The organism is Roseovarius sp. SCSIO 43702, assembly GCF_019599045.1.
Classification (GTDB): Bacteria; Pseudomonadota; Alphaproteobacteria; order Rhodobacterales; family Rhodobacteraceae; genus Roseovarius.
This window is the reverse complement of record NZ_CP080623.1, coordinates 2,763,665-2,786,573: the sequence shown is the minus strand read 5'-3', so window position 1 is coordinate 2,786,573 and position 22,909 is coordinate 2,763,665. Positions and strand designations below refer to the sequence as shown.

At 66.8% G+C, this 22,909-nt stretch carries 27 protein-coding genes and 1 other RNA gene; 17 read left to right on the top strand and 11 right to left on the bottom strand.

Annotation, left to right across the window (positions count from 1 at the left end; genetic code table 11):
- Positions 1 to 2: 2 nt before the first annotated feature.
- From K1T73_RS13855 to rpmG, 4 genes are all read left to right on the top strand, one after another.
- Entirely contained in the window at positions 3 to 704 is a 702-nt protein-coding gene (locus K1T73_RS13855; RefSeq protein ID WP_409077712.1) for an N-acetylmuramoyl-L-alanine amidase, read from the top strand.
- A gap of 11 nt (positions 705 to 715) precedes the next feature.
- An RNA gene (rnpB, locus tag K1T73_RS13850) (RNase P RNA component class A) lies at positions 716 to 1,212 on the top strand.
- A gap of 79 nt (positions 1,213 to 1,291) precedes the next feature.
- A complete protein-coding gene (locus K1T73_RS13845; RefSeq protein ID WP_220601264.1) occupies positions 1,292 to 2,212 on the top strand; it encodes a DMT family transporter in 921 nt (306 codons plus the stop codon).
- A 51-nt stretch (positions 2,213 to 2,263) separates the two neighbouring features.
- Complete coding sequence (gene rpmG, locus K1T73_RS13840) at positions 2,264 to 2,431, top strand: 50S ribosomal protein L33 (protein ID WP_012179442.1); 168 nt, start codon at positions 2,264 to 2,266, stop codon at positions 2,429 to 2,431.
- A 122-nt stretch (positions 2,432 to 2,553) separates the two neighbouring features.
- Here rpmG and dps read toward each other — a convergent pair whose 3' ends face one another.
- From dps to K1T73_RS13805, 7 genes are all read right to left on the bottom strand, one after another.
- Positions 2,554 to 3,033 carry a DNA starvation/stationary phase protection protein Dps gene (gene dps / locus K1T73_RS13835; RefSeq protein ID WP_220601263.1) on the bottom strand — a complete coding sequence of 160 codons (480 nt, stop codon included), beginning with the start codon at positions 3,031 to 3,033 and terminating at the stop codon, positions 2,554 to 2,556.
- 97 nt (positions 3,034 to 3,130) lie between these two features.
- The gene (locus K1T73_RS13830) at positions 3,131 to 3,607 is read right to left on the bottom strand and encodes an OsmC family protein (RefSeq protein ID WP_220601262.1); all 477 of its coding nucleotides are present in this window, start codon (positions 3,605 to 3,607) and stop codon (positions 3,131 to 3,133) included.
- Positions 3,594 to 4,172, bottom strand: a complete 579-nt coding sequence (locus tag K1T73_RS13825) for a 5-formyltetrahydrofolate cyclo-ligase (RefSeq protein ID WP_220601261.1) — start codon at positions 4,170 to 4,172, stop codon at positions 3,594 to 3,596. The genes K1T73_RS13830 and K1T73_RS13825 overlap by 14 nt, the downstream gene beginning before the upstream one ends.
- A complete protein-coding gene (gene mgtE, locus K1T73_RS13820) occupies positions 4,169 to 5,560 on the bottom strand; it encodes a magnesium transporter (protein WP_220601260.1) in 1,392 nt (463 codons plus the stop codon). Before mgtE ends, K1T73_RS13825 begins: the two co-directional genes overlap by 4 nt.
- A gap of 105 nt (positions 5,561 to 5,665) precedes the next feature.
- Entirely contained in the window at positions 5,666 to 6,160 is a 495-nt protein-coding gene (locus K1T73_RS13815; RefSeq protein ID WP_220601259.1) for a CAP domain-containing protein, read from the bottom strand.
- Positions 6,161 to 6,189: 29 nt separating this feature from the next.
- The gene (locus K1T73_RS13810) at positions 6,190 to 6,978 is read right to left on the bottom strand and encodes an inositol monophosphatase family protein (protein WP_220601258.1); all 789 of its coding nucleotides are present in this window, start codon (positions 6,976 to 6,978) and stop codon (positions 6,190 to 6,192) included.
- A gap of 210 nt (positions 6,979 to 7,188) precedes the next feature.
- Complete coding sequence (locus K1T73_RS13805; protein ID WP_220601257.1) at positions 7,189 to 7,512, bottom strand: helix-turn-helix domain-containing protein; 324 nt, start codon at positions 7,510 to 7,512, stop codon at positions 7,189 to 7,191.
- 285 nt (positions 7,513 to 7,797) lie between these two features.
- On the opposite strand from K1T73_RS13805, the gene K1T73_RS13800 reads away from it, so the two are divergent.
- Entirely contained in the window at positions 7,798 to 8,763 is a 966-nt protein-coding gene (locus tag K1T73_RS13800; RefSeq protein ID WP_220601256.1) for an NADPH:quinone oxidoreductase family protein, read from the top strand.
- Here the strand turns inward: K1T73_RS13800 and K1T73_RS13795 are convergent.
- The gene (locus tag K1T73_RS13795; RefSeq protein WP_220601255.1) at positions 8,753 to 9,649 is read right to left on the bottom strand and encodes a LysR family transcriptional regulator; all 897 of its coding nucleotides are present in this window, start codon (positions 9,647 to 9,649) and stop codon (positions 8,753 to 8,755) included. The genes K1T73_RS13800 and K1T73_RS13795 overlap by 11 nt on opposite strands.
- A 123-nt stretch (positions 9,650 to 9,772) precedes the next feature.
- On the opposite strand from K1T73_RS13795, the gene K1T73_RS13790 reads away from it, so the two are divergent.
- Complete coding sequence (locus tag K1T73_RS13790) at positions 9,773 to 9,964, top strand: DUF1127 domain-containing protein (RefSeq protein WP_220601254.1); 192 nt, start codon at positions 9,773 to 9,775, stop codon at positions 9,962 to 9,964.
- A 146-nt stretch (positions 9,965 to 10,110) separates the two neighbouring features.
- A complete protein-coding gene (locus K1T73_RS13785; protein ID WP_220601253.1) occupies positions 10,111 to 10,830 on the top strand; it encodes a Bax inhibitor-1/YccA family protein in 720 nt (239 codons plus the stop codon).
- Positions 10,831 to 10,918: 88 nt separating this feature from the next.
- Here the strand turns inward: K1T73_RS13785 and hemN are convergent, their stop codons facing one another.
- Positions 10,919 to 12,274, bottom strand: a complete 1,356-nt coding sequence (hemN, locus tag K1T73_RS13780) for an oxygen-independent coproporphyrinogen III oxidase (protein ID WP_220601252.1) — start codon at positions 12,272 to 12,274, stop codon at positions 10,919 to 10,921.
- Positions 12,275 to 12,433: 159 nt separating this feature from the next.
- Here hemN and K1T73_RS13775 point away from each other — a divergent pair, with 159 nt between their 5' ends.
- Complete coding sequence (locus tag K1T73_RS13775; protein WP_220601251.1) at positions 12,434 to 12,982, top strand: cytochrome c oxidase subunit 3; 549 nt, start codon at positions 12,434 to 12,436, stop codon at positions 12,980 to 12,982.
- Positions 12,979 to 13,248: a nitric oxide reductase F protein gene (locus K1T73_RS13770; protein WP_220601250.1), complete on the top strand. Its 270-nt coding sequence runs from the start codon at positions 12,979 to 12,981 to the stop codon at positions 13,246 to 13,248. Before K1T73_RS13775 ends, K1T73_RS13770 begins: the two co-directional genes overlap by 4 nt.
- Positions 13,249 to 13,266: 18 nt before the next feature.
- Here the strand turns inward: K1T73_RS13770 and K1T73_RS13765 are convergent, their stop codons facing one another.
- Together K1T73_RS13765 and K1T73_RS13760 are read right to left on the bottom strand one after the other, a co-directional pair.
- Positions 13,267 to 13,500, bottom strand: a complete 234-nt coding sequence (locus tag K1T73_RS13765) for a hexameric tyrosine-coordinated heme protein (RefSeq protein WP_220601249.1) — start codon at positions 13,498 to 13,500, stop codon at positions 13,267 to 13,269.
- Positions 13,501 to 13,531: 31 nt separating this feature from the next.
- On the bottom strand, positions 13,532 to 13,951 hold the full coding sequence (locus K1T73_RS13760; protein ID WP_220601248.1) for an Rrf2 family transcriptional regulator: 420 nt from the start codon (positions 13,949 to 13,951) through the stop codon (positions 13,532 to 13,534).
- Between the two features lie 165 nt (positions 13,952 to 14,116).
- Here K1T73_RS13760 and K1T73_RS13755 point away from each other — a divergent pair, with 165 nt between their 5' ends.
- The 8 genes from K1T73_RS13755 to K1T73_RS13720 all read left to right on the top strand — a co-directional run bounded on the left by K1T73_RS13755 (position 14,117) and on the right by K1T73_RS13720 (position 22,908).
- Positions 14,117 to 14,650, top strand: a complete 534-nt coding sequence (locus K1T73_RS13755) for a DUF2478 domain-containing protein (RefSeq protein WP_220601247.1) — start codon at positions 14,117 to 14,119, stop codon at positions 14,648 to 14,650.
- Between the two features lie 122 nt (positions 14,651 to 14,772).
- Positions 14,773 to 15,162 (top strand): hypothetical protein, encoded by a 390-nt coding sequence (locus K1T73_RS13750; RefSeq protein ID WP_220601246.1) that lies wholly within the window; start codon positions 14,773 to 14,775, stop codon positions 15,160 to 15,162.
- Complete coding sequence (locus tag K1T73_RS13745; RefSeq protein ID WP_220601245.1) at positions 15,159 to 17,360, top strand: NosR/NirI family protein; 2,202 nt, start codon at positions 15,159 to 15,161, stop codon at positions 17,358 to 17,360. Before K1T73_RS13750 ends, K1T73_RS13745 begins: the two co-directional genes overlap by 4 nt.
- Before the next feature lie 11 nt (positions 17,361 to 17,371).
- The gene (gene nosZ / locus K1T73_RS13740) at positions 17,372 to 19,312 is read left to right on the top strand and encodes a TAT-dependent nitrous-oxide reductase (protein ID WP_220601244.1); all 1,941 of its coding nucleotides are present in this window, start codon (positions 17,372 to 17,374) and stop codon (positions 19,310 to 19,312) included.
- A gap of 3 nt (positions 19,313 to 19,315) precedes the next feature.
- Entirely contained in the window at positions 19,316 to 20,647 is a 1,332-nt protein-coding gene (locus K1T73_RS13735; protein ID WP_220601243.1) for a nitrous oxide reductase family maturation protein NosD, read from the top strand.
- The gene (locus K1T73_RS13730; RefSeq protein ID WP_220601242.1) at positions 20,613 to 21,509 is read left to right on the top strand and encodes an ABC transporter ATP-binding protein; all 897 of its coding nucleotides are present in this window, start codon (positions 20,613 to 20,615) and stop codon (positions 21,507 to 21,509) included. The genes K1T73_RS13735 and K1T73_RS13730 overlap by 35 nt, the downstream gene beginning before the upstream one ends.
- The gene (locus K1T73_RS13725; RefSeq protein ID WP_220601241.1) at positions 21,506 to 22,330 is read left to right on the top strand and encodes an ABC transporter permease; all 825 of its coding nucleotides are present in this window, start codon (positions 21,506 to 21,508) and stop codon (positions 22,328 to 22,330) included. The genes K1T73_RS13730 and K1T73_RS13725 overlap by 4 nt, the downstream gene beginning before the upstream one ends.
- The gene (locus tag K1T73_RS13720) at positions 22,327 to 22,908 is read left to right on the top strand and encodes a nitrous oxide reductase accessory protein NosL (RefSeq protein ID WP_220601240.1); all 582 of its coding nucleotides are present in this window, start codon (positions 22,327 to 22,329) and stop codon (positions 22,906 to 22,908) included. Before K1T73_RS13725 ends, K1T73_RS13720 begins: the two co-directional genes overlap by 4 nt.
- Position 22,909 lies beyond the last annotated feature (1 nt).

Here is a 22,909-nt window from a genome sequence, read left to right as displayed (position 1 = left end):
GGATGACCGGGCTGCCGGAGGGGATGATCCGGCGCCGCTCGCCCAACCAGGGGGTGCGCGCCTGTGCGCCCGACGCGATCATCGTGCATTTCACCAACATGGCGACGCCCGAGGCGGCGGTCGAGCGGCTTTGCTGTGCCGAGGCGGGTGTGTCGTGCCATTACGTCATCGCGGAGGACGGGCGGTGCTGGCAGCTTGTCGAGGAAAAGGCGCGCGCGCATCACGCGGGGCTTGGCGGTTGGGGCCGGATCGCGCAGGACATGAACAGCCACACGATCGGCATCGAGCTTGCCAATTCCGGCGTCGTGCCGTTTCCCGAGCCGCAGATGCGCGTGCTGGAGCCGATGCTGCGCGGGATCATGGCACGCTGGGAGATCCCGCCCGAGCGGGTGATCGGCCATTCGGACATGGCGCCCGACCGCAAGGACGATCCCGGCCCGCGTTTCGACTGGCGCAGGCTGGCGCGGCAGGGCCTTGCCGTGTGGCCGGAGACCGGGGAGCGCGGGGACGAGGACCCGGGCGCGTTCCGGGCGCTGGCCACGGCGGTGGGATACCGGCCGGAGTTCTCGGACGAGGACGTGCTGAAGGCGGTGCGGCTGCGGTTCCGGCCCTGGGCGCGGGGGCCGCTCGGGGCGGGCGATATCGCCGTGCTGCGGGACGTGGCCGCGCGGTTTCCCGTTGACCGGCAGGGGGCGGATGCCTAGATCGGGGATGCGCGGAGGGGCGGATGGCCGCGGCGTGGCATTTGGTGCCTGAATTTCGACCGGGGCTGCTGACGTGTTTTTCCTTTGGAAAAGCCACTTTCGCAGCGGATGCGAAATTTGGGTTCCCAAATTTCGCGTCGAGGAAAGTCCGGACTCCACGAGGTAACGGTGCCGGGTAACGCCCGGCCGGGGCAACCCGAGGGAAAGCGCCACAGAGAACAGACCGCTTTGGGCGAATGCATCGCGTTCCCCCCGAGCAAGGGTGAAACGGTGGGGTAAGAGCCCACCGCGGGACGGGCAACCGGACCGGCATGGCAAGCCCCACCGGGAGCAATGCCGAATAGGGATCGCGCGCGGGGGACATCCCCCGCAGGCCACCTCGGCCCAGCAGATCCGGGTAGGCAGCTTGAGGCGCGCAGGCAACTGCGCGTCCAGATGAATGGTCATCCCGGGCATCGTCTTCGGGCGATGCCTACGACAGAATCCGGCTTACAGCCCCTCCGCGCATCCTCTCCCGCCGCAAAAGCCGCTTGTCGCCCCCTGCGCGGCGGGCCATGAAGGCGCGTCGAACCACGCGGTGCGGGCCCATGTCCTATGTTCTTCTCATCATCGTGGTCCTGTCATGGGGCCTGTCGTGGTTCGCGATCACCCTCCAGGTGAGCGAGGTGGGGCCGGGCGTCGCGGTGGCCTATCGCTTTGCGCTGGCGGGCGGGCTGCTCATGGCGGGGCTGGCGGCGACGGGGCGGCTCCGGGTTATCCCGTGGCGCGCGCATGGCTGGCTGCTGGTGTTGGGGGCGTGCCTGTTCAGCCTGAATTTCTATGCCTATTACATCGCCGCGCATTACGTGGCCTCGGGCATACTGTCGGTGGTCTTCGCGACGGCGGCGATCCATAACGCGGTCAATGCGCGGATCTTCCTGCGCGAGCCGCTCGACCTGCGGGTGATCGGGGCGGCGGTGGCGGGGATCGCGGGCCTTTTGCTGCTCATCTGGCCCGAATTGCAGGATACCGCGCTGCGCACCCGGGTCTGGATCGGGTTGGGCCTGTCGCTCATGGGCACGTATTTCTTCTCGCTGGGCAATCTCGTCTCGGCGCGGATGGGGCAGGCCCATGACCGGGCGAGCCTCGTTGCCTGGGGCATGCTCCATGGAGCCGCGATCGCGGGGACGGTGGCGCTCGTGACCGGGGAGGCGTTCACCCTGCCGCGCGCGCCGGTCTTCTGGGGCGCGCTCATCTTTCTCGCGGTCATCTCGTCGGTGCTGGCCTTCCTGAGCTATCTCGCGCTCATCGCCCGCGAAGGCGCGACGCGGGCCGCCTATGCCACGGTGCTGTTTCCGCTCATCGCGATGAGCGTCTCGACCCGGTTCGAGGGCTACGAATGGGGTGCCGGCGCGCTCCTGGGGCTCGCGCTGGCGCTGGGTGGAACGGCGGTGGTGTTTTCGCGTCCGCGGGGCGAAAGGGTGGTTGACTCGGGGGCCGATGCGGGTAAAAGGCGGGCTTCACGATGAGATTTCACGGGAACGAGGCCGCCGTGCCGCCCGTCTGCCAGGAGAACACCAATGGCGAAGCCGACGACCATCAAGATCCGCCTGAACTCGACCGCGGACACGGGCCATTTCTATGTGACCAAGAAGAACGCGCGCACCATGACCGAAAAGATGGTCGTGCGTAAATACGACCCCGTCGCGCGCAAGCATGTCGAATACAAGGAAGGCAAGATCAAGTAGATCCTGCCCCTTTCCACGGATTGAGAATAGCCGCGCCATGGTGAGCGCGGCTTTTCCGTTTCTGGTCGGGTGGTCCGGGCGAACCGATGGGAAACCGTCCTTCGCCCGAAGCGGCGCCCCGCTCAGTTCGGGCGGTTGGCCCCGATGAACCAGGCATCCTTGTCGACCGTGCGGCTCGCGCCGGTCAGAAGGTCGGCGGTGTCCTCGTCACCGGCTTCGCCCGCCGTGTCGATCGCCTTGCGCAGGCGGCCGCCCAGCGCCTTGAGCCGGTCGGTGAGCGCGTCGAGATGCGCCTTGATGTCGGTTTCCTCGACCGGGTAGGCCTCCATCGGGGACGCGTCCGAGACCACCTGGCTGGTGCCCTTGGCGACGCCGCCCAGCACGACGGCGCGCTCGGCCATCTCGTCGGAGATGTCGCGCAGGCGGTCGGCAACCTCGTCGAGAAGTTCGTGGACGCCGATGAAGTTCTGGCCCTTCACGTTCCAATGCGCCTGCTTGACGGCGAGCGTCAGGTCGACGGTCTCGGCCAGGCACTCGTTGAGCAGGCCGACCATCTTCTTGGCGGTGTTGTCCTCGATACCGGATGCGAATTTCTCGGGCATGACATGTCTCCTTCTGTTGATGACATCGTTCGGCCGGTCAACGTGCGAGACGGGTTTCGGTTCGGTGTCCGCGCGCGGTATTCGCCGGGCTGCGACGTCAGGCCGCGCCGGCGATGCGGTGGCGGGCGTCGATCGTCACCGGAAAGTTCACCGAACGCGCGATGAAGCAGACATCGTGGATCTCGTGGTGGATGGCCTCGGCGCGTGCCGTGTCGGCACCCGCGCGCAGGACGATCTCGGGGCGCAGCGTGGCGCGCAGGAAGCGGCCCGCGCCGCCGGGCTGCACCTCGCCCACGGCGAGGGGCGTGTCGGCGTAGCTTTCGACGACGAGGCCCGCATCGCTGGCAAGGTGCAGGAACCAGAGCATGTGGCAGGCCGAGAGCGCGGAGATGAGCAGGTCTTCGGGATTGTGCAGCGTCGGATCGCCGCCAAGCAGCGGATCGTTCGAGCAGCGGATGACGGGCTTGCCCGGTGTCTCGACATTCCAGGTGCGGGCATAGGCGCGGTAATGCGCCGTGCCCTGGCCGCGATTGCCGGTCCAGACGATGCGCGCGGTATAGTCATGATCGGCCATGGGCGCCCCCGAAGGTGATGACCTCGGCCTCGGTGACGACCATGTCGAGCGGTTGATCCGTGGGTTCGAGCGGCAGGTTCTCGGCCTCCTGCGCGCCGTAGGCGAAGCCGATGGCGAGCGTCGCGCGCCGGGCGCGCAGGCGCTCGAGCGTGCGGTCGTAGAAGCCGCCGCCATAGCCCAGCCGCCCGCCCGCGCGGTCGAAGGCCACCAGCGGCACGATGAGAAGCTCGGGCTCGAAGAAATCCTCGCGGGCGGGGATGCGCGCGCCGAAGGGGCCGTCGACCATCTCGCAGCCCGGCTCCCACCGCGAGAACCGCAGCGGCTCCCCCTCGGCCACGATCACGGGGACGCCGACAGGGCCGTGCGCCGCGGCCTCGGCCATGGCGGGCAGGGGGTCGATCTCGGTGCGGATCGGCATGTAGCCCGCAAGCGGCACGCCGCGATAGCCCGCGAGCACCTCCGACAGCCGCCCCGCCGCGCCGGGCGTGGCCATGGCATGCGCCGCCTTGCGCCGGGCAAAGGCCGCGCGCCGCGCCTCGGTCTTGATCTGTCCCGGGTCGCTCACAGGAGCCACATCGCCGCGAGACCGAGGAAGGCGAAGAAGCCCACCACGTCGGTCACGGTCGTCACGAAGGCGCCCGAGGCGAGCGCCGGATCGACGCCCATCCGTTCGAGCAGGACCGGGATGACCGTTCCGGCGAAGCCCGCCACGACGAGGTTGATGACCATCGCGGCGCCGATGACGTAGCCGAGTTCAGGGCCGCCGAACCAGATCACCCCGACGATGCCCATCACGAGCGCGAAGGCGAGCCCGTTGACGAGGCCCACCAGAACCTCGCGCCGGATGACGCGCCACACGTTGCGGCCTGTGAGATCGCGTGTCGCGATGGCGCGCACCGCGACGGTGAGCGATTGCGTCCCCGCGTTGCCGCCCATCGAGGCGACGATGGGCATCAGCACCGCGAGGGCCACGAATTTCGCGATCGTCGCCTCGAAGATCGAGATGACCATCGAGGCGAGGATCGCCGTCAGGAGGTTCACCGCGAGCCAGGGGAAGCGCTGTTTCGTGGTCTCGACGATGTTGTCGTTGAGGCCGCCCTCGCCGACGCCGGCGAGGCGCAGGATGTCCTCTTCGTGTTCCTCGTCGAGCACCGCCATGGCGTCGTCGATGGTGATGACGCCGACGAGGCGGTCATTCTCGTCCACCACGGGCGCCGAGATGAGATGATACTGGTTGAAGGCATAGGCCACGTCTTCCTCGTCCTGCGTGACGGGAATGACGTGAAACGTCTCCTCGGCCAGGGTCGAGAGCAGCACTTCGCGCCGGGAGGCCATGAGCTTGCCCAGCGTGACGTTGCCCACCGGGCGCAGCCGGGGATCGACGAGGACGATGTGATAGAACTGGTCGGGCAGTTCGTCCTGGTCGCGGAGATAGTCGATGGCCTCGCCCACGTTCCAGTGTTCCGGGGCCATGACGACCTCGCGCTGCATGAGGCGGCCGGCGGAGTATTCGGGATAGGTGAGCGATTGCTGCACCGCGACGCGGTCACTGTCCTCGAGCACCTCGAGGATGGCCCGCTGGCGGTCGTCCTCGAGATCCTCCACGAGGTCGACCACGTCGTCGCTGTCGAGTTCGCGGACGGCCTCGGCCAGAACCTCGGGGTTGAGGATGTTGATGACATCCTCGCGGATCGACTCGTCGAGCTCGGAGAGGATGTCGCCGTCGAATTCGGTGCCGTAGAGCTCGATGAGGCGCGCGCGGTCGAAGGCGCCGAGCTGTTCGAGGAGGTCGGCGATGTCGGCGGGGTGCAGCGGCTCCATCTCGGCCCAGAGCCGGTCGCGATCCTGCTGATCGACGGCCTGCATGATCCGCGTGATCAACTGGTCGCTGAGCACGTAGGCGTCTTCCTCGGCCTCGGTCTCGGCTTGATGCTCGTCCTCGAATTCGGCCATCCGCGCCCCCCTCTGGTGAAATCTGCTCGCAGGGCGGGGTTTAGCGGGTTTCCCCGGCGGATTGTATTGAATTCTGCACCTTTCGGGCGGGGCGCGCGGAGCGGGTCAGCAGCCCGGGCGGCCCAGGACCATCACCCAGAGGTCGCCACGCCGGGCGAGGCCCACGCCGTCGGCCTGCGGGTTGAGCATATTGCGCCGGTGGCCGGGCGATTGCATCCAGCCCGACAGCACCTCGTCCACGCCGGAAGGCCCCTGCGCGATGTTCTCGGCCACGAAGCAGAAGCCGTAGCCCGCGCGCCGCACGCGGTCGCCGACGCTCGATCCGTCGGCGCCGGTGTGGCTGAAGCGGCCGGAGGTGAACATCTCGGTGGCGTGCGCGCTTGCCACACGCGCGAGTGTCGCGTCGAGACGGAGAGGGGGCGCGCCGGCCTGCGCACGGTAGTCGTTGATCCGCGCGAGCGCGTCGCGGGTCACGTCACCGGCCTGCGCGCTGTCGCTGGCGCCGATCGTCGTAGGACGGGTGGTGACGGGACCGTCCTGCGGGCCGCAGGCGGCGAGGGCGAGGCCGAGGGCAAGGAGGCCCGGAGCGGTGAGTTTCATCTGGTGTCGCCTTTCATGCGGATCGGGGGTCACGGGATGCGCGACAGGATTTCGAGCGCGGCCTCGTGCTGTTCGCGGGCGGCGGCGGCGATGGCGCGGCCGCCGTGATGGGCGGGGTTGCCCTGCCAGTCGGTGACGATGCCGCCCGCCGCCTCGATCACCGCGATGGGCGCGTGGATGTCGTAGGGCTGCAACCCCGATTCGATCACGAGGTCGATCTGCCCCGCCGCGATCAGCGCGTAGGCGTAGCAATCCATCCCGAAGCGCGTGAGCCGTGCCTTTTGCGATACCGCGCGGAACGCGTCGGCCTCGGGCGCGCTGCCGAGCTCGGGGAAGGTGCTGAAGAGGATCGCCTCGTCCAGCGGGCGGCCGCCGCGCACCGCGAGCGGTGCCTCGCCCCGGGGGCCGACGACGCGCGCGCGGCCGAAGCCGCCCTCGAACCGTTCGCCGATATAGGGCTGGTCGATGAGGCCGTAGAGCGGGCCGCTTGCATCCGCGACCGAGATGAGCACGCCCCAGGTGGGTGTGCCCGAGAGAAAGCCGCGCGTGCCGTCGATCGGGTCGAGCACCCAGGTCAGGCCGCTGGTGCCGTCGACGCGCCCGTATTCCTCGCCCAGGATGCCGTCATCGGGGCGCCGGGTTTCGAGGATCGCGCGCATGGCGCGTTCGGCGGCGCGGTCGCCCTCGGTCACGGGGTCGAAGCCCGCGGCCTCCTTGTTGTCGGCCGACAGTCCCGCGCGGCGGAAATGCGGCAGAACCGACGCCCGCGCGGCATCTGCCAGCGCATGCGCGGTGGAGATGAGGTCATCCTTGTCCAACTGGCGGGCCTCCGGGCTCAACCGTCCGGCGCGGATGCGCACGGATCCTGTCGCACCATTCCTGCGACGGGGCGTGCCCCGAATGCAACCCGCTTCGGCGTCGGGTCGTCACGTTTCGCGCGTCCCCGTGCCCGGGGACGCGGCCGAGACATGCGCGTCCGGTCAGGCCACGTCGCTGAGGACGCGGGCCAGTTCGAAAAGACGGCGGCGCTAATTCTCGGGGATCGCGTAGTAGGACCGCACGAGATCGAGCGCCTCCTTGTCCCCCATGAGATCGCCGTTGCGCCGCGTGGCGTCGCTCTCGGCGCCGGCGTTCCGCTCGATCCCCTCGAAGAAAAAGCTCACGTCGACGTCCATCGAGGCCGCGATGTCCCAGAGGCGAGACGCGCTGACCCGGTTGGCCCCCGTCTCGTATTTCTGGATCTGCTGAAACTTGATCCCGACGCTTTCGGCAAGTTGCTGCTGTGTCATGCCGACGAGCCACCTGCGATGGCGGATTCGCTTGCCCACGTGAACGTCCACTGGATGAGGCATCCTGTTGCTCCCTGTTGTCGTCCCGGCCACCGCCACGGATCGTGCGACCCGCGGGACGTTCCCTTCGTCTCGCATCCCACAAGATGCACAATCGAAATCGACGGCTTGGGTGCAACCTACACCGAAAACTGTCATCCGAGAAGGTATTCAGTCAAAATTGAAACAATTATAGCGCGAGCGTTGTATTGTGTTGCGAAAGTTTCAAGCGGCCCGGCCCGGCCCCTATACATTCGCGGCGCGCTGGGGCACCCATGGGGCCAGCCAATCCACGCCGATGGAGCCCCCATGCGCGCCTTCCAGATCACCTCGTTCGACACGCCGCCCGCGCTTCGCGAGATCGACCGCCCCGAGCCCGGAGAGGGAGAGATCCGCGTGCGCATCGCGGCCTGCGGGCTCAACTTCGCCGATCTGCTGATGGCGAAGGGCACCTACCAGGACACGCCCGAGCCGCCCTACACCCTCGGGATGGAGGTGGCGGGCACGGTGGATGCGCTTGGCCCCGGCACGGAGGGCCCCGCCATCGGCACGCGCGTGGCGGTCTTCGGAGGGCAGGGGGGGCTGGCCGACTACGGATGTTTCCCGGCCGAGCGCGCCGTCGTGCTGCCCGACGCGATGGGCTGGACCGATGCCGCGGCGTTCCAGATCGCCTACGGGACGAGCCACGTGGCGCTCGACCACAAGGCGCGGCTTCGGCCGGGCGAGACGCTTCTGGTGCTGGGCGCGGCGGGGGGTGTGGGCCTCACCGCGGTCGAGATCGGGCACGCGATGGGCGCGCGCGTCATCGCCTGCGCGCGGGGTGCCGACAAGCTGGAGGTGGCGCGCCGGGCGGGGGCCGATCACCTGATTGACGCGCGGGAGGCCGACATCCGCGCCGAGGTGAAGGCGCTGGGCGGGGCCGACGTGGTGTATGATCCGGTGGGGGGCGATCAGTTCAAGGCGGCCTTCCGCGCCTGCAATCCCGGTGCGCGGCTTCTTCCCATCGGGTTCGCGAGCGGGGAGGTGCCGCAGATCCCGGCCAATCACCTGTTGGTCAAGAACCTCACCGTGATCGGCCTCTACTGGGGTGGCTACCTGCGATTCGCGCCGCATGTGGTGACGGAGAGCCTTGCCACGCTGCTCGAGTGGTATGGCGCGGGCCGCATCGCGCCGCATGTGAGCCACAGCTATCCGCTGGAGGAGGCGGGCGAGGCGCTCGAGCTGCTGCGCGCGCGGAAATCGACGGGCAAGGTGGTGGTGAGCGTCACGCCGTGACGCTCTCGCCGGGGGCCGCGGCCATCACCGGCGCCGGGCCGGCGGCAAAGCCCTGCCGCAGCATCGCGATCAGCTCGCGCATCACCACGTCGGGCTCGGCCTGTGCGCAGTAGAGGTTGATCGCCTGGTCGCCCAGGTCGGGTAGATCGCAGGAGGCGGGCAGCGGCTCGAGATGCGGCGGGATGCTGTCCTCGAGCAGGGCGCCCACGGCCAGGTCCGCGCTGACCAGCGCCTCGACGGCGCGATCATCGTCGGATTCGACCGCAAGCTCCCAGTCGATCCCGGCGGCATCGAGCCGGCGCAGCACACCGGGACGGAAGATGCAGAAGGAGCAGAAGGCCAGCCTGAGCGGCCGCGTCTTCCACGCCGTGCCCGACGGGGCCCCGGTCCAGCGCAGCGGCATCCGCGTCAGGGTTTCGCCGCCCGGCGACACGTCCGTCTCGGTCGTCAGGATCAGGTCGAGCGCGCCCCCGGCCAGCGCCTCGCGCAGCGACACGGTGCTTGACGAGCGCAACTGCACCTTCACGCGGGGAAACATGCTGTTGAAGGTCTTCAGGACGCGCGGGATGACCGGGTAGACGATATCGTGCGGCACGCCGAGCGTGATCTGTCCCTCGTAGAGATCCTCGGTCAGGCGGCCCACGGCCTCGTCGTTGAGCGACACGATTCGCCGCGCATAGCTCAGAAGCTGCTCGCCTGCCGCGGTGAGGGCGATGCGCCGTCCGGAGCGGTCGAGCAGGCCGATGCCCAGCACCTCCTCGAGGCGCTTGAGCTGCATGCTGACCGCGGATTGCGTGAGGTTGAGTGCGGTCGCCGCCCGCGTCACGCCGCCCTGTTCGGCCACGGCGAGGAAGGAGCGGAGCGTGACCATGTCCAGATTTCTCATATCAACTCCCGTGATGGATCAAATCTCAAACATTCGTTTTTCTTGATGTAACAGATATGCCTAGTATATCACAGAAAATAATGAAAACGCACTAACGTATCAAAATGAAGAAAGGGGCCGATCATGACCTCCCACGCTTGCACCGCTTTTCGCCCGATGCGTCCCCGCCGCCGGACCGTCTCGGTCCTGACACGCCTCGCGATTCTGCGCGAGCGTCGCGCGCTGGCGCGTCTTTCGGACCGCGCGCTGCGCGATATCGGCATCAGCCGCGACGCCGCGCTGCGCGAAGCGCGCCGCCCGTTCTGGGACATTTGAGCCGCGGTGCCGGGATTCGTTCGATTCCGATGCGAATTCCGCACGCAGGGGTCTCCGAAACCCTTGAATTGAGGGGCCTTGTCACCGATATTCAAGTCAAACTGTCGGAGCACCCGGCAGGATAGGTCCACATATCGGAGGCTTTGATGGCTGAATTTGACACAATCCGCGCGCGTGCGGGTACACGCACCGCACAGATTGACGAGGGTCTGCGCGCCCACATGAACAAGGTCTACGGCACGATGTCCGTGGGCATGCTGCTGACGTTCCTCGCGGCCTGGGCCGTGGGCAACAACGCGGCGATGATGGAGACGCTCTTCACCGGGTTCACCCGCTGGATCGTCATGTTCGCGCCGCTGATCATGGTCTTCGCCTTCGGCGCGGTCATCAACAAGCTTTCGGCGGCGGCGGCGCAGCTTTTCTTCTACACCTTCTCCGCCGTCATGGGTGTCTCGATCAGCTACATCTTCGTGGTCTTCACGGATTTCTCGATCGCGCAGGTCTTCCTGACCACGGCGGTGGCCTTCGCGGGCCTGTCGCTCTGGGGTTACACCACGAAGAAGGACATCTCGGGCTGGGGCTCGTTCCTGATCATGGGCGTGATCGGCCTCATCGTGGCGTCGATCATCAACATCTTCCTCGGCTCGCCCGCGATCATGTTCGCGATCTCGATCATCGGCGTGCTGATCTTCGCCGGGCTGACGGCCTATGACACGCAGAACATCAAGAACACCTACCTCGCCCACGCCCATCACGGCGATACCGAATGGCTGGGCAAGGCGGCGATCATGGGGGCGCTGAGCCTCTATCTCGACTTCATCAACATGTTCATGATGCTGCTGAACCTCCTGGGCGCCCGGGAATAAAAGACGGCTTCGGCTGAACGGCTTTCCGCCCCGCTCGACGTCCTGTCGGGCGGGGCTTTTTACATGCCGGACCGCGTGGGGCCGGTGGTCAGGAGGCGCGCGAGTATCTCACGCCTTCGGGCACATGCTGATCGAGGACCGACGCGATCATGCGGGTCAGGGGCCTGCCTTCGGGCGCGATCCGCAGGCGCCCGCCCTCGAGCGAGGCGAAGGGTGCGAAGCGCGCGGCCATGGCGGCCAAGGCAGGTGCGAGACTTTGCGCGGGCGGCCCGAACTCCGCGCCGAGATCGTCGAGGTCCAATGTGAAGGTGCACATGAGCCGCTCGATCGCGCGTGCGCGGAGCTGGTCTTCGGCCGTCATGTGATAGCCGCGCGCGCCGGGAAATTCGCCGGCCTCGATCCGCTGGATATAGGCGGCGGTCGCCGGGGCGTTCTGAACGTAGCCGTCGGGGAAACGCGAGATCGACGAGGCGCCGAGCCCGATCAGCGTCTGGCAGGTATCGGCGGTGTAGCCCTGAAAATTCCGGCGCAACCGCCCGGCATCCAGCGCCAGTGCGAGATCGTCGCCGGGGCGGGCGAAGTGGTCGATGCCGATGGCGGTCAGGCCCGCGTCGACGAAGCGCTCGGCGGCGCGGGTGGCCAGCCTGTAGCGCGCCAGATCGTCGGGCAGCGCGTCCTCGTCGATGAGCTTCTGCCGCTTGGACACCCACGGCACATGGGCATACCCGAAGAGCGCGACGCGGTCCGGCGCGAAGGTCAGGACCTTGTCGATCGTGTCCTCGATCCGGGCCAGGCTCTGATGCGGCAGGCCATAGACCAGGTCCGTGTTGAGCGAGGTGATCCCCGCGTCGCGCAGATCGTCCACACAGGCGCGCGTCACCTCGAACGATTGCAGGCGACCGATCGCCTGTTGCACCTTGGGATCGAAGTCCTGGATGCCGATCGAGGCGCGAGACAGTCCCTCGTCGGCCAGCGCGTCGATCTTGGCCCGGTCGACCATCGTCGGGTCGATCTCGACCGAGAACTCGAACTCCGCGGCCGGGGGGAAGACGGACCGGATCGCCTTGGCCAGTCGGTGGATCAGGGGCGGTGGAAGGATCGTGGGCGTTCCGCCGCCCCAATGCAGGCGGCCCATGCGCAGACCTTCGGGGAGGGTCCGCCGGAGCAGGTCGAGCTCTGCCTCCAGCGTTCCGATATAGCTCTCCACCGGGCCGAGGGTCTGCGTGCCTTGCGTGTGGCAGGCGCAGAACCAGCACAGGCGCTCGCAAAACGGGATGTGGATGTAGACCGACACCGGATCCGTCGGGTCGAGACTTTCGAGCGCGGCTTTCTGAAAGGCGCCATTCGTCGCGGGCGAGAAGACCGCCGCCGTCGGGTAGGACGTGTAGCGCGGCACGCGCGCATCGAAAAGGCCGAGCGCCTTGAGGGTATCTATATGTTCCATGCGCCGCTTTTGCGCGGGAATCGGGATGCCGACTTTGCCTTGGATCAAACTGCGCTCAAAATATGAGCGCGCGTCTCCGGTTTTCTTTAGAGCTTGCGAATGGGTAGATGAAATACTAGTTCGGCCGGCGACGGAGACTCCCCGAAAGGTGGCCGCCCGATGTCAGATGCAAGCGTCCTCGACGAACTGCCCGGCGAGTTGCTGATGTGGATCCTCATCATCAGCGAATTGCTGGTGTTCGGGGCGGGGCTGATCGTGTTCCTGTCGGTTCGGATGACGGACCCGGCGGGCTTCGCCGAGGCGCAGGACATGCTCGACCGCACGGGCGCGGGGATCAACACGGTCGTGCTGATCACGAGCGGGTTTCTCGCGGCGCTGGCATGCCATCTGCGCCGGGCCGGCGCGCGGGGACGGGCGCGGCTGGCATTGGTCGCCGCGGCCATGCTCGGGATCCTTTTCCTCTGGATCAAGGGAATGGAATACGCGTCCAAGGCGGCGAGCGGCATCGTCTGGGACACGCATGTCTTCTTCAATTTCTACTTCATGCTGACCGGGTTTCACGCCGCGCATGTGGTGGCGGGGGTGGTACTGCTGCTTCTGGTGGCGTGGCGCGATCACGTCGACAATATCGAGGATGCGACCGCGTTCTGGCACCTCGTCGACCTGATCTGGGTGCTGCTCTTTCCCGTGATCTACCTCCTGCAATGACGCGCCGTTCGCTCCTTATCGCCTGGGCGCTGCTGGTCGTCCTCAGCCTCGGCTCGACGCTCCTGTCGCTGTCGGGGGTCTGGGTGCAATGGCCCGTAGCGGCCGGCGTGGCGGTGATGGCGCTGGCGTGGCAGAAGGCCCGGATCATCCTCGCGCAATACCTGCAACTGGCGCAGGCGCCGAGCTGGCGGCGCGGATTCGACGTGGCGCTGACCGCCTTGTGCCTCTTGATGCTGGGCCTCTACCTTGCCCCGCTGATCACGTGAGCGGGGCAAGGCAGCAACTCAGGAAGCGTCGCGCCAATAGCCGTTCGCCGCGGAGATCGTGGCGAAATGGGTCGCGACGACCTGGCTCACGGCGATGAGGGAATCGGCATCCTCGGCGTATTCGGGACGCAGGCGGTCGCGGATGTCGGCATCGGGCTGGGTCTTCTTGACCGCGATGCGAGCGAGCTTGACGGCAAGGTCATAGCCTTCTTCGGGGGTCGCGGTGATGAGGGTTGGAAGCCAGCTTGTCATGGCAGATCCTTTCGGTTCGAGGAGGTTTCGGTCACGCGGTTTTCCGGGGTTCGGCCAAGGCGATATCGGCCAGGGTGGAGCGATCGAGATCGGCGATGAAGGCGCTTTCCGCCGAACGCAGCCGGGCCTTGAGGCGGCATTGCGGGTCGAGCGTGCAGAAGGTCTTTCCGGGCCCGAAGCACTCGACGAGCGCCTGGTCGGCTTCCAGCACGGCAACGAGATGACCCAGCAGAAACTCCGAGGCGGGCCGCGCCAGCCGCGCGCCGGCGCCACCGCCACGGCGCGTCACGACGATGCCGGCCCGGGCCAATTGCTGCATGATCTTGCTCAGATGGTTGCGCGACAGCCCGAATTCCTCGGCCAGTTCCGCGGTCGAAAAGGACCGGTCCGGCGCGCTGGCCAGGCGCATCAGCATGCGCAAGCCGTAATCGGTGAAAGACGTCAGACGCATGCGTCATCCCGTTGATGAACCGGCATTTACAATACGTATTAGCGGGCATAGGCTCGAATGTAACGTGAAAATCGGCGGCCCGGCCACGCGGTCGGGACGCGCGGCGCATTTTTTCGCATTTCGCGCCGAAGAGACCGACCAGTCTGCCAGTATGGAGGTTGCCACATGAAGCTCGCCACACTCACGGGAACGCGTCGGGGAGAAACGGACAGGCTGCTGGCCTCGGCCGTTGCGCAATTGCGGCAAGAGGGCGTCAGGATGCTGGGCGCGGTGCGCGCGGGCGCCCCCGCCCATCCCGATGAGCAGTGCGAAAGCACGCTCCTGCTCCTGCCGGAAGGGCCCGAGATCCGCATCACGCAGGATCTGGGCAGTGGGTCCGCGGCCTGCCGCATGGATGCCGGCGCGCTGGAAGAGGCGGTGGGCGTGGCGACGGCGCGACTGGCCTCGGAGGAGGTCGATCTGGTCATCCTCAACAAGTTCGGCCTGAGCGAGGCGGAGGGGCGCGGGTTCCGCGCCTTCATCGCCGACGCGCTGGCCCGCGACATTCCTGTCGTGCTCGGCCTTTCGGAGACCCATCGCGCCGCGTTCGATGATTTCGCGGGCGGCATGGCGACACGGCTCCAGCCCGACGCCGCGGCCATACTGGACTGGTGCCGGGCAGCACTGGACCGGGCGAGCGTCGCCGAGCCGGTGGAATGATGCGCGCTCACGCGTCGGCCCCGGGAAGCGTTTCCCGCTGATTCGAGGCCGGACGGCGATCCGCGGGATTTCTATTGCTCTAAATCAAAGTCGGCGATCTTCGGACCGAATAGACAAGACACATGCGAATCTTCGTATCCACCTTTGCCTTGGCAATCCTATCGCTCGCGCTGGTCCTGTCGGGGCCGGTATCGCGCGGCATGGCGCAGTCGGGGAAGACGCTGGCCGAGCTGTGCCTTGACGGGGTGGATCAGGTCGTGCGCGTGGATCGCGATGGCCAGCCGGTGGCACCCGGGGAGGATTGCGACGCCGCTCACGCCTGCTGCATCGTCTCGGACGACGCGGCCCTGCCGGGCATCCTGGCCGCGGTGACGGCCCTCGTCGTCGAAGAGGTCGCGGCGCCGCGCGCGACCGGTTCCACGACCACCCGAATCGAATACCTCCTTGCCGATCCGCGCGGCCCTCCGGCGGCGTGGACCGGGCAGATTGACCAAACGGAAATCCGCTCATGATCTTTCTTCGTTCCCTCCTCGGGGTGCCGCTCCTGTGTCTTGCCATGCTCATTCTCGGGCAAGCGGCGCAGGCACAATCCGAACTGACGCGGCTTCTGCCCGACATTGCCGCGGAAGACCTGGTCGAGGGGGCCACGGGGTTCGGGCGCGTGCATGACGATCTTCCCGTCGTCCAGGTGCTGCGCGATCAGGAGCAGATCGGCTGGGCCTTCATCACGTCGGATTTCGTTTCAACCACGGGCTATTCCGGCAAACCGATTCACACGATGGTGGCCGTCGATGACGCGGCGCAGGTGATCGGTGTCGAGCTTGTCAAACATTACGAACCGATCGTCCTGATCGGGATCCCGGATGCCAAGGTCAAGGCGCTGGTTGAGAATTATCGCGGCCTCGACCTGGTGGCGGAGGCCGAATCCGGCGGCACGTCGCATGAGCTCGACATCATCTCGGGCGCGACGGTCACGATCATGGTGATCGACGATTCGATCATCCGCGCGGGCCTGAAGGTCGCGCGGCAGCTCGGGCTTGGCGGGCTCGACGTCGAGGTCGAGAGCGGGCCGCGTTTCGAGATCGACCCGGATGCGACGGCGGCGCAGGACTGGACGACGCTGGAGGGTGACGGCACGTTGCGGCGGTTGTCGCTTGACGTGGGCCAGGTCAACGCGGCCTTCGCGGCGATGGACGACCCCCGTGCCGAAAGCCGCGCGCTGACGGAGCCGCCGGAGACCACCTTCATCGAGATGCAGGCCACGCTGATCTCGCATCCCGCGATCGCCGAGGCGCTCCTGGGCGAGGCGCGGGCCCGGAACCTGCAATCCTGGCTGGACGAGGGCGACCACGCGGTGGCGATCTTCGGGCGGGGGATCTATTCCTTCAAGGGATCGGGCTATGTGCGCGGCGGCATCTTCGACCGCATCGTCCTGATCCAGGATGACATCTCGGTGCGTTTCCGCGACCGGATGCATCAGCGGATCAACGGGATAGATGCGAGCGGCGCCCCGCAGTTCAGCGAAATGGACCTGTTCAAGATTCCCGCCGACAGCGGCTTCGACCCGACCGAGCCCTTCCGCATCCAGCTCCTGGTGCAGCGCGAGGTGGGCGCGATCGAGAAGATCTTCACCACCTTCGACCTGGGCTACCAGTTGCCCGAGCGCTACCTGCAGCCGGTCGCGGCCGCGCCTGCGCCCGAGGTGCCGTCGGCCGTCACCGAAGTCACCACGCAATCCGAAGACCAGGCGCACCAGGCCCTCTGGAAGCGCATCTGGGCCGACAAGACCACGGAGATCGCGGTCGTGGTCGGAATGCTCGTGCTTCTGACGGCGGTTTTCTTCTTCCAGGGGATCGCCACGCGCAACGAGCGCGGGTTCTTCTGGTTCCGCATGGGCTTCCTGACGGTCGTCCTCGTGTATCTCGGCTGGTACGCGAATGCGCAATTGTCGGTCGTGAACCTCATCGCGCTCTTCAACTCGCTGACCTCGGATTTCAGCTGGCAGGCATTCCTGCTCGACCCGCTGACCTTCATCCTGTGGTTCGCGGTGGCCGCCGCGCTGCTGTTCTGGGGGCGGGGGGCCTATTGCGGGTGGCTATGTCCGTTCGGCGCGTTGCAGGAGCTTCTGAACCAGATCGCGCGCGCGCTGCGCATTCCGCAATGGACGCTGCCCTGGGGTCTCAACGAACGGCTGTGGCCGGTGAAATACATGATCTTCCTCGGCCTGTTCGGGGTCTCGCTCATGAGCATCGAACAGGCGGAGAAGCTGGCCGAGGTCGAGCCTTTCAAGACCGCCATCATCCTGAACTTCGTGCGCGCCTGGCCCTTCGTCGCCTATGCCGCCGCGCTGCTCATCGCCGGGCTCTTCGTCGAGCGGTTCTTCTGCCGCTATCTCTGCCCGCTGGGCGCGGCACTGGCGATCCCGGCGCGGTTGCGCATGTTCGACTGGCTGAAGCGCTATCACGAGTGCGGGAATCCGTGTCAGACCTGCGCGCATGAATGCCCCGTCCAGGCCATCCACCCCACCGGGGAGATCAATCCGAACGAGTGCATCAACTGCCTGCATTGCCAGGTCCTGTACCAGTCGACCACCAAATGCCCCGTCGTCATCAAGAAGATGAAGCGGCGCGCGAAGGTCTCGGCCGCGCCCGATCTGGGCCGCGACCTGAGAGGCCATCCGAACCACCCGAAAACTGACCCTGCAACCTGAAAGGATATTTTATGTCTGAGGGAAAGAAACTGCCAATCACACGCCGGGCCCTGATGGGCGCCACGGCCGGGGGCGCGGCGCTTGCCGGGGCCCTTGGATCGCGCGCGATGCTCACCGGGACCGCCGCCGTCGGCGCGGCCACGGCTGCCAGCACGACGAGCGCTCGCGCCGCCACCGGGGCCGAGGTGGCGCCCGGCCAGCTTGACGAATATTACGGCTTCTGGTCCTCGGGCCAGTGCGGCGAGATGCGTATCCTCGGCATCCCGTCGATGCGCGAACTGATGCGCGTGCCGGTCTTCAACATCGACTCGGCGACGGGTTGGGGCATCACCAACGAATCCAAGAAGATCCTCACCGAGGGCCTGACCGAGAAGACCAAGGAATACCTCGCGGCCAACGGTCACGAATTCCCGCCCAACGGCGACCTGCACCACCCGCACATGTCCTTCACCGAAGGCACCTATGACGGGCGCTACCTCTTCATGAACGACAAGGCCAACACGCGCGTCGCGCGGGTGCGCTGTGACGTGATGAAATGCGACAAGATCATCGAGATCCCCAACGCCAAGGCGATCCATGGTCTGCGCCCGCAGAAATGGCCGCGCACCAACTACGTGTTCGCCAACGGCGAGGACGAGGTGCCGATGGTCAATGACGGCCAGATCCTCGACGAGCCCGAGAAATACGTGAACTTCTACACCGCCATCGACGCCGACGAGATGACCGTGGCGTGGCAGGTGATGGTGTCGGGCAACCTCGACAACACCGACTGCGACTACGATGGCAAATACGCCTTCTCGACCTCCTACAACTCGGAAATGGGGATGACCCTGCCCGAGATGACCGAGAAGGACATGGACCACGTCGTCGTGTTCAACATCAAGGAGATCGAGAAGGGCATCGAGGCAGGCGACTACCAGGAGCTGAACGGCGTCAAGGTTCTGGACGGGCGCAAGGGCCAGAACAAGAACTACACGCGCTACATCCCGATCCCGAACAACCCGCATGGCATCAACATGGCGCCCGACAAGATCCACCTCTGCATCGCGGGCAAGCTGTCGCCCACGGTCTCGGTGATCGACGTGCGCAAGCTCGACGATGTCTTCGCCGGCACCATCGAGCCGCGCGATGCCGTGGTGGCCGAACCCGAACTGGGCCTCGGGCCGCTTCACACCTGTTTCGACGGCAAGGGCAACGCCTTCACCACGCTCTTCCTCGACAGCCAGGTGGTGAAGTGGAACATCGAGAAGGCGATCCAGCTCTACAATGGCGAAGACGTCGATCCGATCATCGTCAAGAAGGACGTGCACTACCAGCCCGGCCACAACTCGACCGTGATGGGCGAGACGCTGGAGGCGACCGACAAGTACTATCTCACGATGAACAAGTTCTCCAAGGACCGGTTCCTCAATGTCGGACCGCTCAAGCCCGAGAACGAGCAGCTCTTTGCCATCGACGGCGACGACCTCACGCTGATCCATGACGGCCCGACCTTCGCCGAGCCGCACGACTCGATCATCGTCGATCCGTCCAAGGTCAGCCCGAAATCGGTCTGGGACCGCAACGACCCGATGTGGGAAGATGCGCGCCGGCAGGCCGAGGCCGACGGTGTGGACCTCGACGACTGGCAGGACACGGTGATCCGTGACGGCAACAAGGTCCGCGTCTACATGTCGAGCCAGGCGCCGAACTTCTCGCTGGAGTCGTTCACGGTGCAGCAGGGGGACGAGGTGACGGTCTATGTCACCAACCTCGATGACATCGACGACCTGACCCACGGCTTCACCATGGGCAACCACGGTGTCGCGATGGAGGTTGCGCCGCAGGCCACGGCCTCGGTCACGTTCACCGCGGCGCAGCCGGGCGTCTTCTGGTACTATTGCCAGTGGTTCTGCCACGCGCTCCACATGGAGATGCGCGGCCGGATGTTCGTCGAACCGCGGGCGAGCTGAGCCATGATGCGTGTCCTGCCCCTTGTGCTGAGCCTGCTTTTCGCGCTGCCCCTCCAGGCGGCCGAAACGGCCGTGCCGGCCGGGCAGGGCACGCTTGCCAAGGCCATCGCCGGGGCCGAACCCGGCGATGTGCTGCTTCTTTCGGACGGACGCTACGAGGGCGCCGTCACCATCGACCGGCCGCTGACCCTGAGCGGATCCGGCGACGCCGTCATCGACGGCATGGGGCAGGGCACCGTCGTCACCATCGATGCGCCGGACGTGACGGTCCGCGACCTGACCGTCACCGGGTCGGGGATGAACAGCGAAGCGCTCGACGCCGGAGTCAAGATCCTGAAGGGCGCGGACCGCGCCATCGTCGAGAACAACAGGATACTGGGCAACCTGCACGGGGTCGACGTGCATGGCGGCCGCGACGCGCAGGTGATCGGCAACACGATCGAGGGCACCCGGCAACAGCGGGTCAACGACCGGGGCAACGGCATCTATGTCTGGAACTCGCCCGGCACGCTGGTCGAGGGCAATTCCGTGCGCTGGGGGCGCGACGGCATCTTCTCGAACACCTCGCGCACCGGCACCTATCGCAACAACCTGTTCCGCGATCTGCGCTTTGCCGTGCATTACATGTATACCAACGATTCCGAGGTGTCGGGCAACGTGTCCATCGGCAACGGCCTCGGCTATGCCATCATGTTCTCGAACAACATCGTGGTGAAGGACAACCTGAGCCTGTCGGACATCAGTCACGGCGTGATGCTCAACTATGCCAACAACGCCGAGGTGTCCGGCAACCTCGTGCGGGGGGGTGCGAACCGCTGCACCTTCATCTACAACGCGCACAAGAACCTGATCTACGACAACCGTTTCGAGGGATGCGAGATCGGCATTCATTTCACCGCCGGGTCGGAGCGCAACGTGCTGACCGGGAACGCCTTCATCGGCAACCGCGAGCAGGTGAAATACGTCGGCACCCGCGATATCGAGTGGAGCTTCGAGGAGCGCGGGAATTACTGGTCCGACCATCCCGGTTTCGACCTCGACGGCGACGGGATCGCCGACAGTCCGTTCAGGCCCAATGATCTCATGGACCACATCCTGTGGTCGCAACCCGCCGCGCAGCTGCTGACCGGGGCGCCGGCGGTGCAGCTGATCCGCTGGGCGCAGTCCAGTTTCCCGGCCACCTTGCCCGGCGGTGTCGTGGACAGCGCCCCCCTGATGAACCCGCCGCAGATCGCGGTGCCCGAAGAATACACGGCAATGGAGGCCGAAGCCGCCGCCCGCCGTGATGAAAGCGATATGAATGACATCGACGTTAACGATCTCTCGGCTCACTAAGAGCTTCGGCGGGGTGCATGCCCTGTCCGATGTCTCGCTCTCCGTCGCCCCCGGCGAGCGGGTGGCGTTGCTTGGCCATAACGGGGCCGGCAAGTCGACGATGATGAAGATCATCCTCGGCCTGATCGCGCCCGACAGCGGCGAGATCACCGTCTGCGGTGGCGCCCCCGGTGCTGCGGTGGCGCGGTCGAAAGTGGCCTACCTGCCCGAGAACGCCGCGTTCCATCCGGCGCTGACGGGGCTGGAGCAGATCGCCTTCTACATGCGGCTGCGCGGCGAGGACGCATCGGGCGCAATGGACCTTCTCGAGCGCGTCGGGCTGGGCTTCGCGGCAAAGCGCCGGATCGGCACCTATTCCAAGGGGATGCGGCAGCGCGTCGGGCTGGCGCAGGCCCTGATCGGGCGCCCCAGCCTGCTGGTGCTGGACGAACCGACGAGCGGGCTCGACCCGGTGTCGCGGCGCGATTTCTACGAATTGCTCGACGGGCTGGCCGCCGAGGGGGCCGCGATCCTGCTGTCGAGCCACGCGCTCACCGAGGTCGAGGCGCGCACCGACCGGCTGCTGATCCTGTCGGGCGGGCGCATGGTGGCCGAGGGGACGCTTTCGGACCTGCGGAGCGAAGCGGCTTTGCCGGTGGCGCTCCACGTGACGGCGATGAACGGCTACGCCTCGGACCTCATCGAGGCGTTTCCGGGCGCGATCCGCACCGACAAGGGCCTGCACCTGACCTGCGCGCAGCAGGACAAGCTCGACACGCTGGCCCGGATTTCCGTCATGCGCGGCAAGGTGGCCGATCTCGAGGTGATCCCGCCCAGCCTCGAGGACATCTACAGCCATTTCAGCCGGAGGGACGGCCAATGATCGCGCGCATCCTCGCCACCGCCCGGATCGAGGCGAACATCGCAAGGCGCAACCGCTGGGTGCTGATCGCGGTGCTGCTGATGGTCGTCTTCTCGCTGGTGCTGTCGGCGGCGGGCTCGGCCCCCACCGGCGCGCTCGGCGCGGACAGGTTGTCGGTCGTGGTGGCCTCGCTCACCTCGCTCTCGGTCTATCTCGTGCCGCTGGTGGCGCTGCTCATGTCCTTCGACGCCATCGCCGGAGAGGTCGAGCGCGGCACGCTGCCGCTGCTGCTGACCTATCCGGTGGCGCGGTGGGAGGTGCTGGCGGGCAAGCTGCTGGCGCATGTGGTCATCCTGATCGTGGCCTTGGTCGCGGGCTACGGCGCCGCGGCCATCGTGGCGATCTCGGCGGATGCGGGCGCGGTCGCCGGCCTTGACGCGCTCTGGCGGCTGACATGGACTTCGGTTCTGCTCGGGGCCACGTTCCTCGGGATCGGCTACGCGGTCTCGGCGCTTTCGCGGCGCGCCTCGGGCGCTGCCGGGCTGGCCATCGGTGTCTGGCTCGGCCTCGTCGTGCTCTACGATCTCGGGCTTCTGGCGGCGGTCGTGGCCGACGAGGGCGGCTTCTTCACAAGGCAGGTCTTTCCTGTCGCGCTGCTGGCCAATCCGGCCGATGCGTTTCGCCTTTTCAACCTGAGCGCCGCCGAGGCCAGCGCCGCCGCGTCCGGTGTGGCCGGTGCGGCGCGGGCCATTCCGCAATGGCAATCCCTCGGCTCGGTCGTGATCTGGCCCTTCGTCGCGCTGCTTCTGGCGGCGCTGACCTTCCGGAAGGTGGACGCATGAAACGCCTGGGCCTTGTCCTGATCTGCCTGCTGCTCGCGGCCTGCAAGGAAGAGGCGGCGCAGGATGTAACGCCGGTGCCGCTGAGCGCGGACGCGGTGGGGCATTACTGCCAGATGAATCTCATGGAGCATGACGGGCCCAAGGCACAGGCCCACCTGGGCGGGCTGCCCGGTGCGCCGCTTTTCTTCAGCCAGGTTCGCGACGTGGTGGCCTACCTCCGCATGCCCGAGCAGAGCCACGAGGTCGTCGCGGTCTGGGTCAACGACATGGGCGCGCCCGGCGCAAGCTGGGAGGCCCCGGGCGCGCGGAACTGGATCGACGCCGAAGAGGCGGTCTATGTCGTCGGTGCCGACGTGGTGGGCGGCATGGGCGCGCCGGAGCTGGTGCCTTTCTCGGATCGCGAGGCGGCGCGGGCCTTCGCCGCGGCCAATGGCGGCACCGTGATGACCCTTGACGAGATACCCGACGCGGCGGTCCTCGCGCCGGTCGAACTGATCCAAGACAGCGACGATCCGGACAGCGACGACAGCACGTTCCAGGAGCGTCTGCGCGACCTGTCGGACAAGATTGGAGACTGAG

Excerpts from the sequence above, each read along its gene's own strand:
- K1T73_RS13720 (WP_220601240.1), top strand. The coding sequence starts at position 22,327 with ATGAAACGCCTGGGCCTTGTCCTGATCTGCCTGCTGCTCGCGGCCTGC.
- K1T73_RS13855 (WP_409077712.1), top strand. The coding sequence starts at position 3 with ATGACCGGGCTGCCGGAGGGGATGATCCGGCGCCGCTCGCCCAACCAG.
- rpmG (WP_012179442.1), top strand. The coding sequence starts at position 2,264 with ATGGCGAAGCCGACGACCATCAAGATCCGCCTGAACTCGACCGCGGAC.
- K1T73_RS13790 (WP_220601254.1), top strand. The coding sequence starts at position 9,773 with ATGACCTCCCACGCTTGCACCGCTTTTCGCCCGATGCGTCCCCGCCGC.
- K1T73_RS13770 (WP_220601250.1), top strand. The coding sequence starts at position 12,979 with ATGACGCGCCGTTCGCTCCTTATCGCCTGGGCGCTGCTGGTCGTCCTC.
- K1T73_RS13765 (WP_220601249.1), bottom strand. The coding sequence starts at position 13,500 with ATGACAAGCTGGCTTCCAACCCTCATCACCGCGACCCCCGAAGAAGGC.
- mgtE (WP_220601260.1), bottom strand. The coding sequence starts at position 5,560 with ATGGCCGAATTCGAGGACGAGCATCAAGCCGAGACCGAGGCCGAGGAA.
- K1T73_RS13745 (WP_220601245.1), top strand. The coding sequence starts at position 15,159 with ATGATCTTTCTTCGTTCCCTCCTCGGGGTGCCGCTCCTGTGTCTTGCC.
- K1T73_RS13750 (WP_220601246.1), top strand. The coding sequence starts at position 14,773 with ATGCGAATCTTCGTATCCACCTTTGCCTTGGCAATCCTATCGCTCGCG.
- nosZ (WP_220601244.1), top strand. The coding sequence starts at position 17,372 with ATGTCTGAGGGAAAGAAACTGCCAATCACACGCCGGGCCCTGATGGGC.
- hemN (WP_220601252.1), bottom strand. The coding sequence starts at position 12,274 with ATGGAACATATAGATACCCTCAAGGCGCTCGGCCTTTTCGATGCGCGC.
- K1T73_RS13785 (WP_220601253.1), top strand. The coding sequence starts at position 10,111 with ATGGCTGAATTTGACACAATCCGCGCGCGTGCGGGTACACGCACCGCA.
- K1T73_RS13805 (WP_220601257.1), bottom strand. The coding sequence starts at position 7,512 with ATGCCTCATCCAGTGGACGTTCACGTGGGCAAGCGAATCCGCCATCGC.
- K1T73_RS13725 (WP_220601241.1), top strand. The coding sequence starts at position 21,506 with ATGATCGCGCGCATCCTCGCCACCGCCCGGATCGAGGCGAACATCGCA.
- K1T73_RS13845 (WP_220601264.1), top strand. The coding sequence starts at position 1,292 with ATGTCCTATGTTCTTCTCATCATCGTGGTCCTGTCATGGGGCCTGTCG.
- K1T73_RS13800 (WP_220601256.1), top strand. The coding sequence starts at position 7,798 with ATGCGCGCCTTCCAGATCACCTCGTTCGACACGCCGCCCGCGCTTCGC.
- K1T73_RS13830 (WP_220601262.1), bottom strand. The coding sequence starts at position 3,607 with ATGGCCGATCATGACTATACCGCGCGCATCGTCTGGACCGGCAATCGC.
- dps (WP_220601263.1), bottom strand. The coding sequence starts at position 3,033 with ATGCCCGAGAAATTCGCATCCGGTATCGAGGACAACACCGCCAAGAAG.
- K1T73_RS13760 (WP_220601248.1), bottom strand. The coding sequence starts at position 13,951 with ATGCGTCTGACGTCTTTCACCGATTACGGCTTGCGCATGCTGATGCGC.
- K1T73_RS13755 (WP_220601247.1), top strand. The coding sequence starts at position 14,117 with ATGAAGCTCGCCACACTCACGGGAACGCGTCGGGGAGAAACGGACAGG.
- K1T73_RS13795 (WP_220601255.1), bottom strand. The coding sequence starts at position 9,649 with ATGAGAAATCTGGACATGGTCACGCTCCGCTCCTTCCTCGCCGTGGCC.
- K1T73_RS13775 (WP_220601251.1), top strand. The coding sequence starts at position 12,434 with ATGTCAGATGCAAGCGTCCTCGACGAACTGCCCGGCGAGTTGCTGATG.
- K1T73_RS13815 (WP_220601259.1), bottom strand. The coding sequence starts at position 6,160 with ATGAAACTCACCGCTCCGGGCCTCCTTGCCCTCGGCCTCGCCCTCGCC.
- K1T73_RS13730 (WP_220601242.1), top strand. The coding sequence starts at position 20,613 with ATGACATCGACGTTAACGATCTCTCGGCTCACTAAGAGCTTCGGCGGG.
- K1T73_RS13735 (WP_220601243.1), top strand. The coding sequence starts at position 19,316 with ATGATGCGTGTCCTGCCCCTTGTGCTGAGCCTGCTTTTCGCGCTGCCC.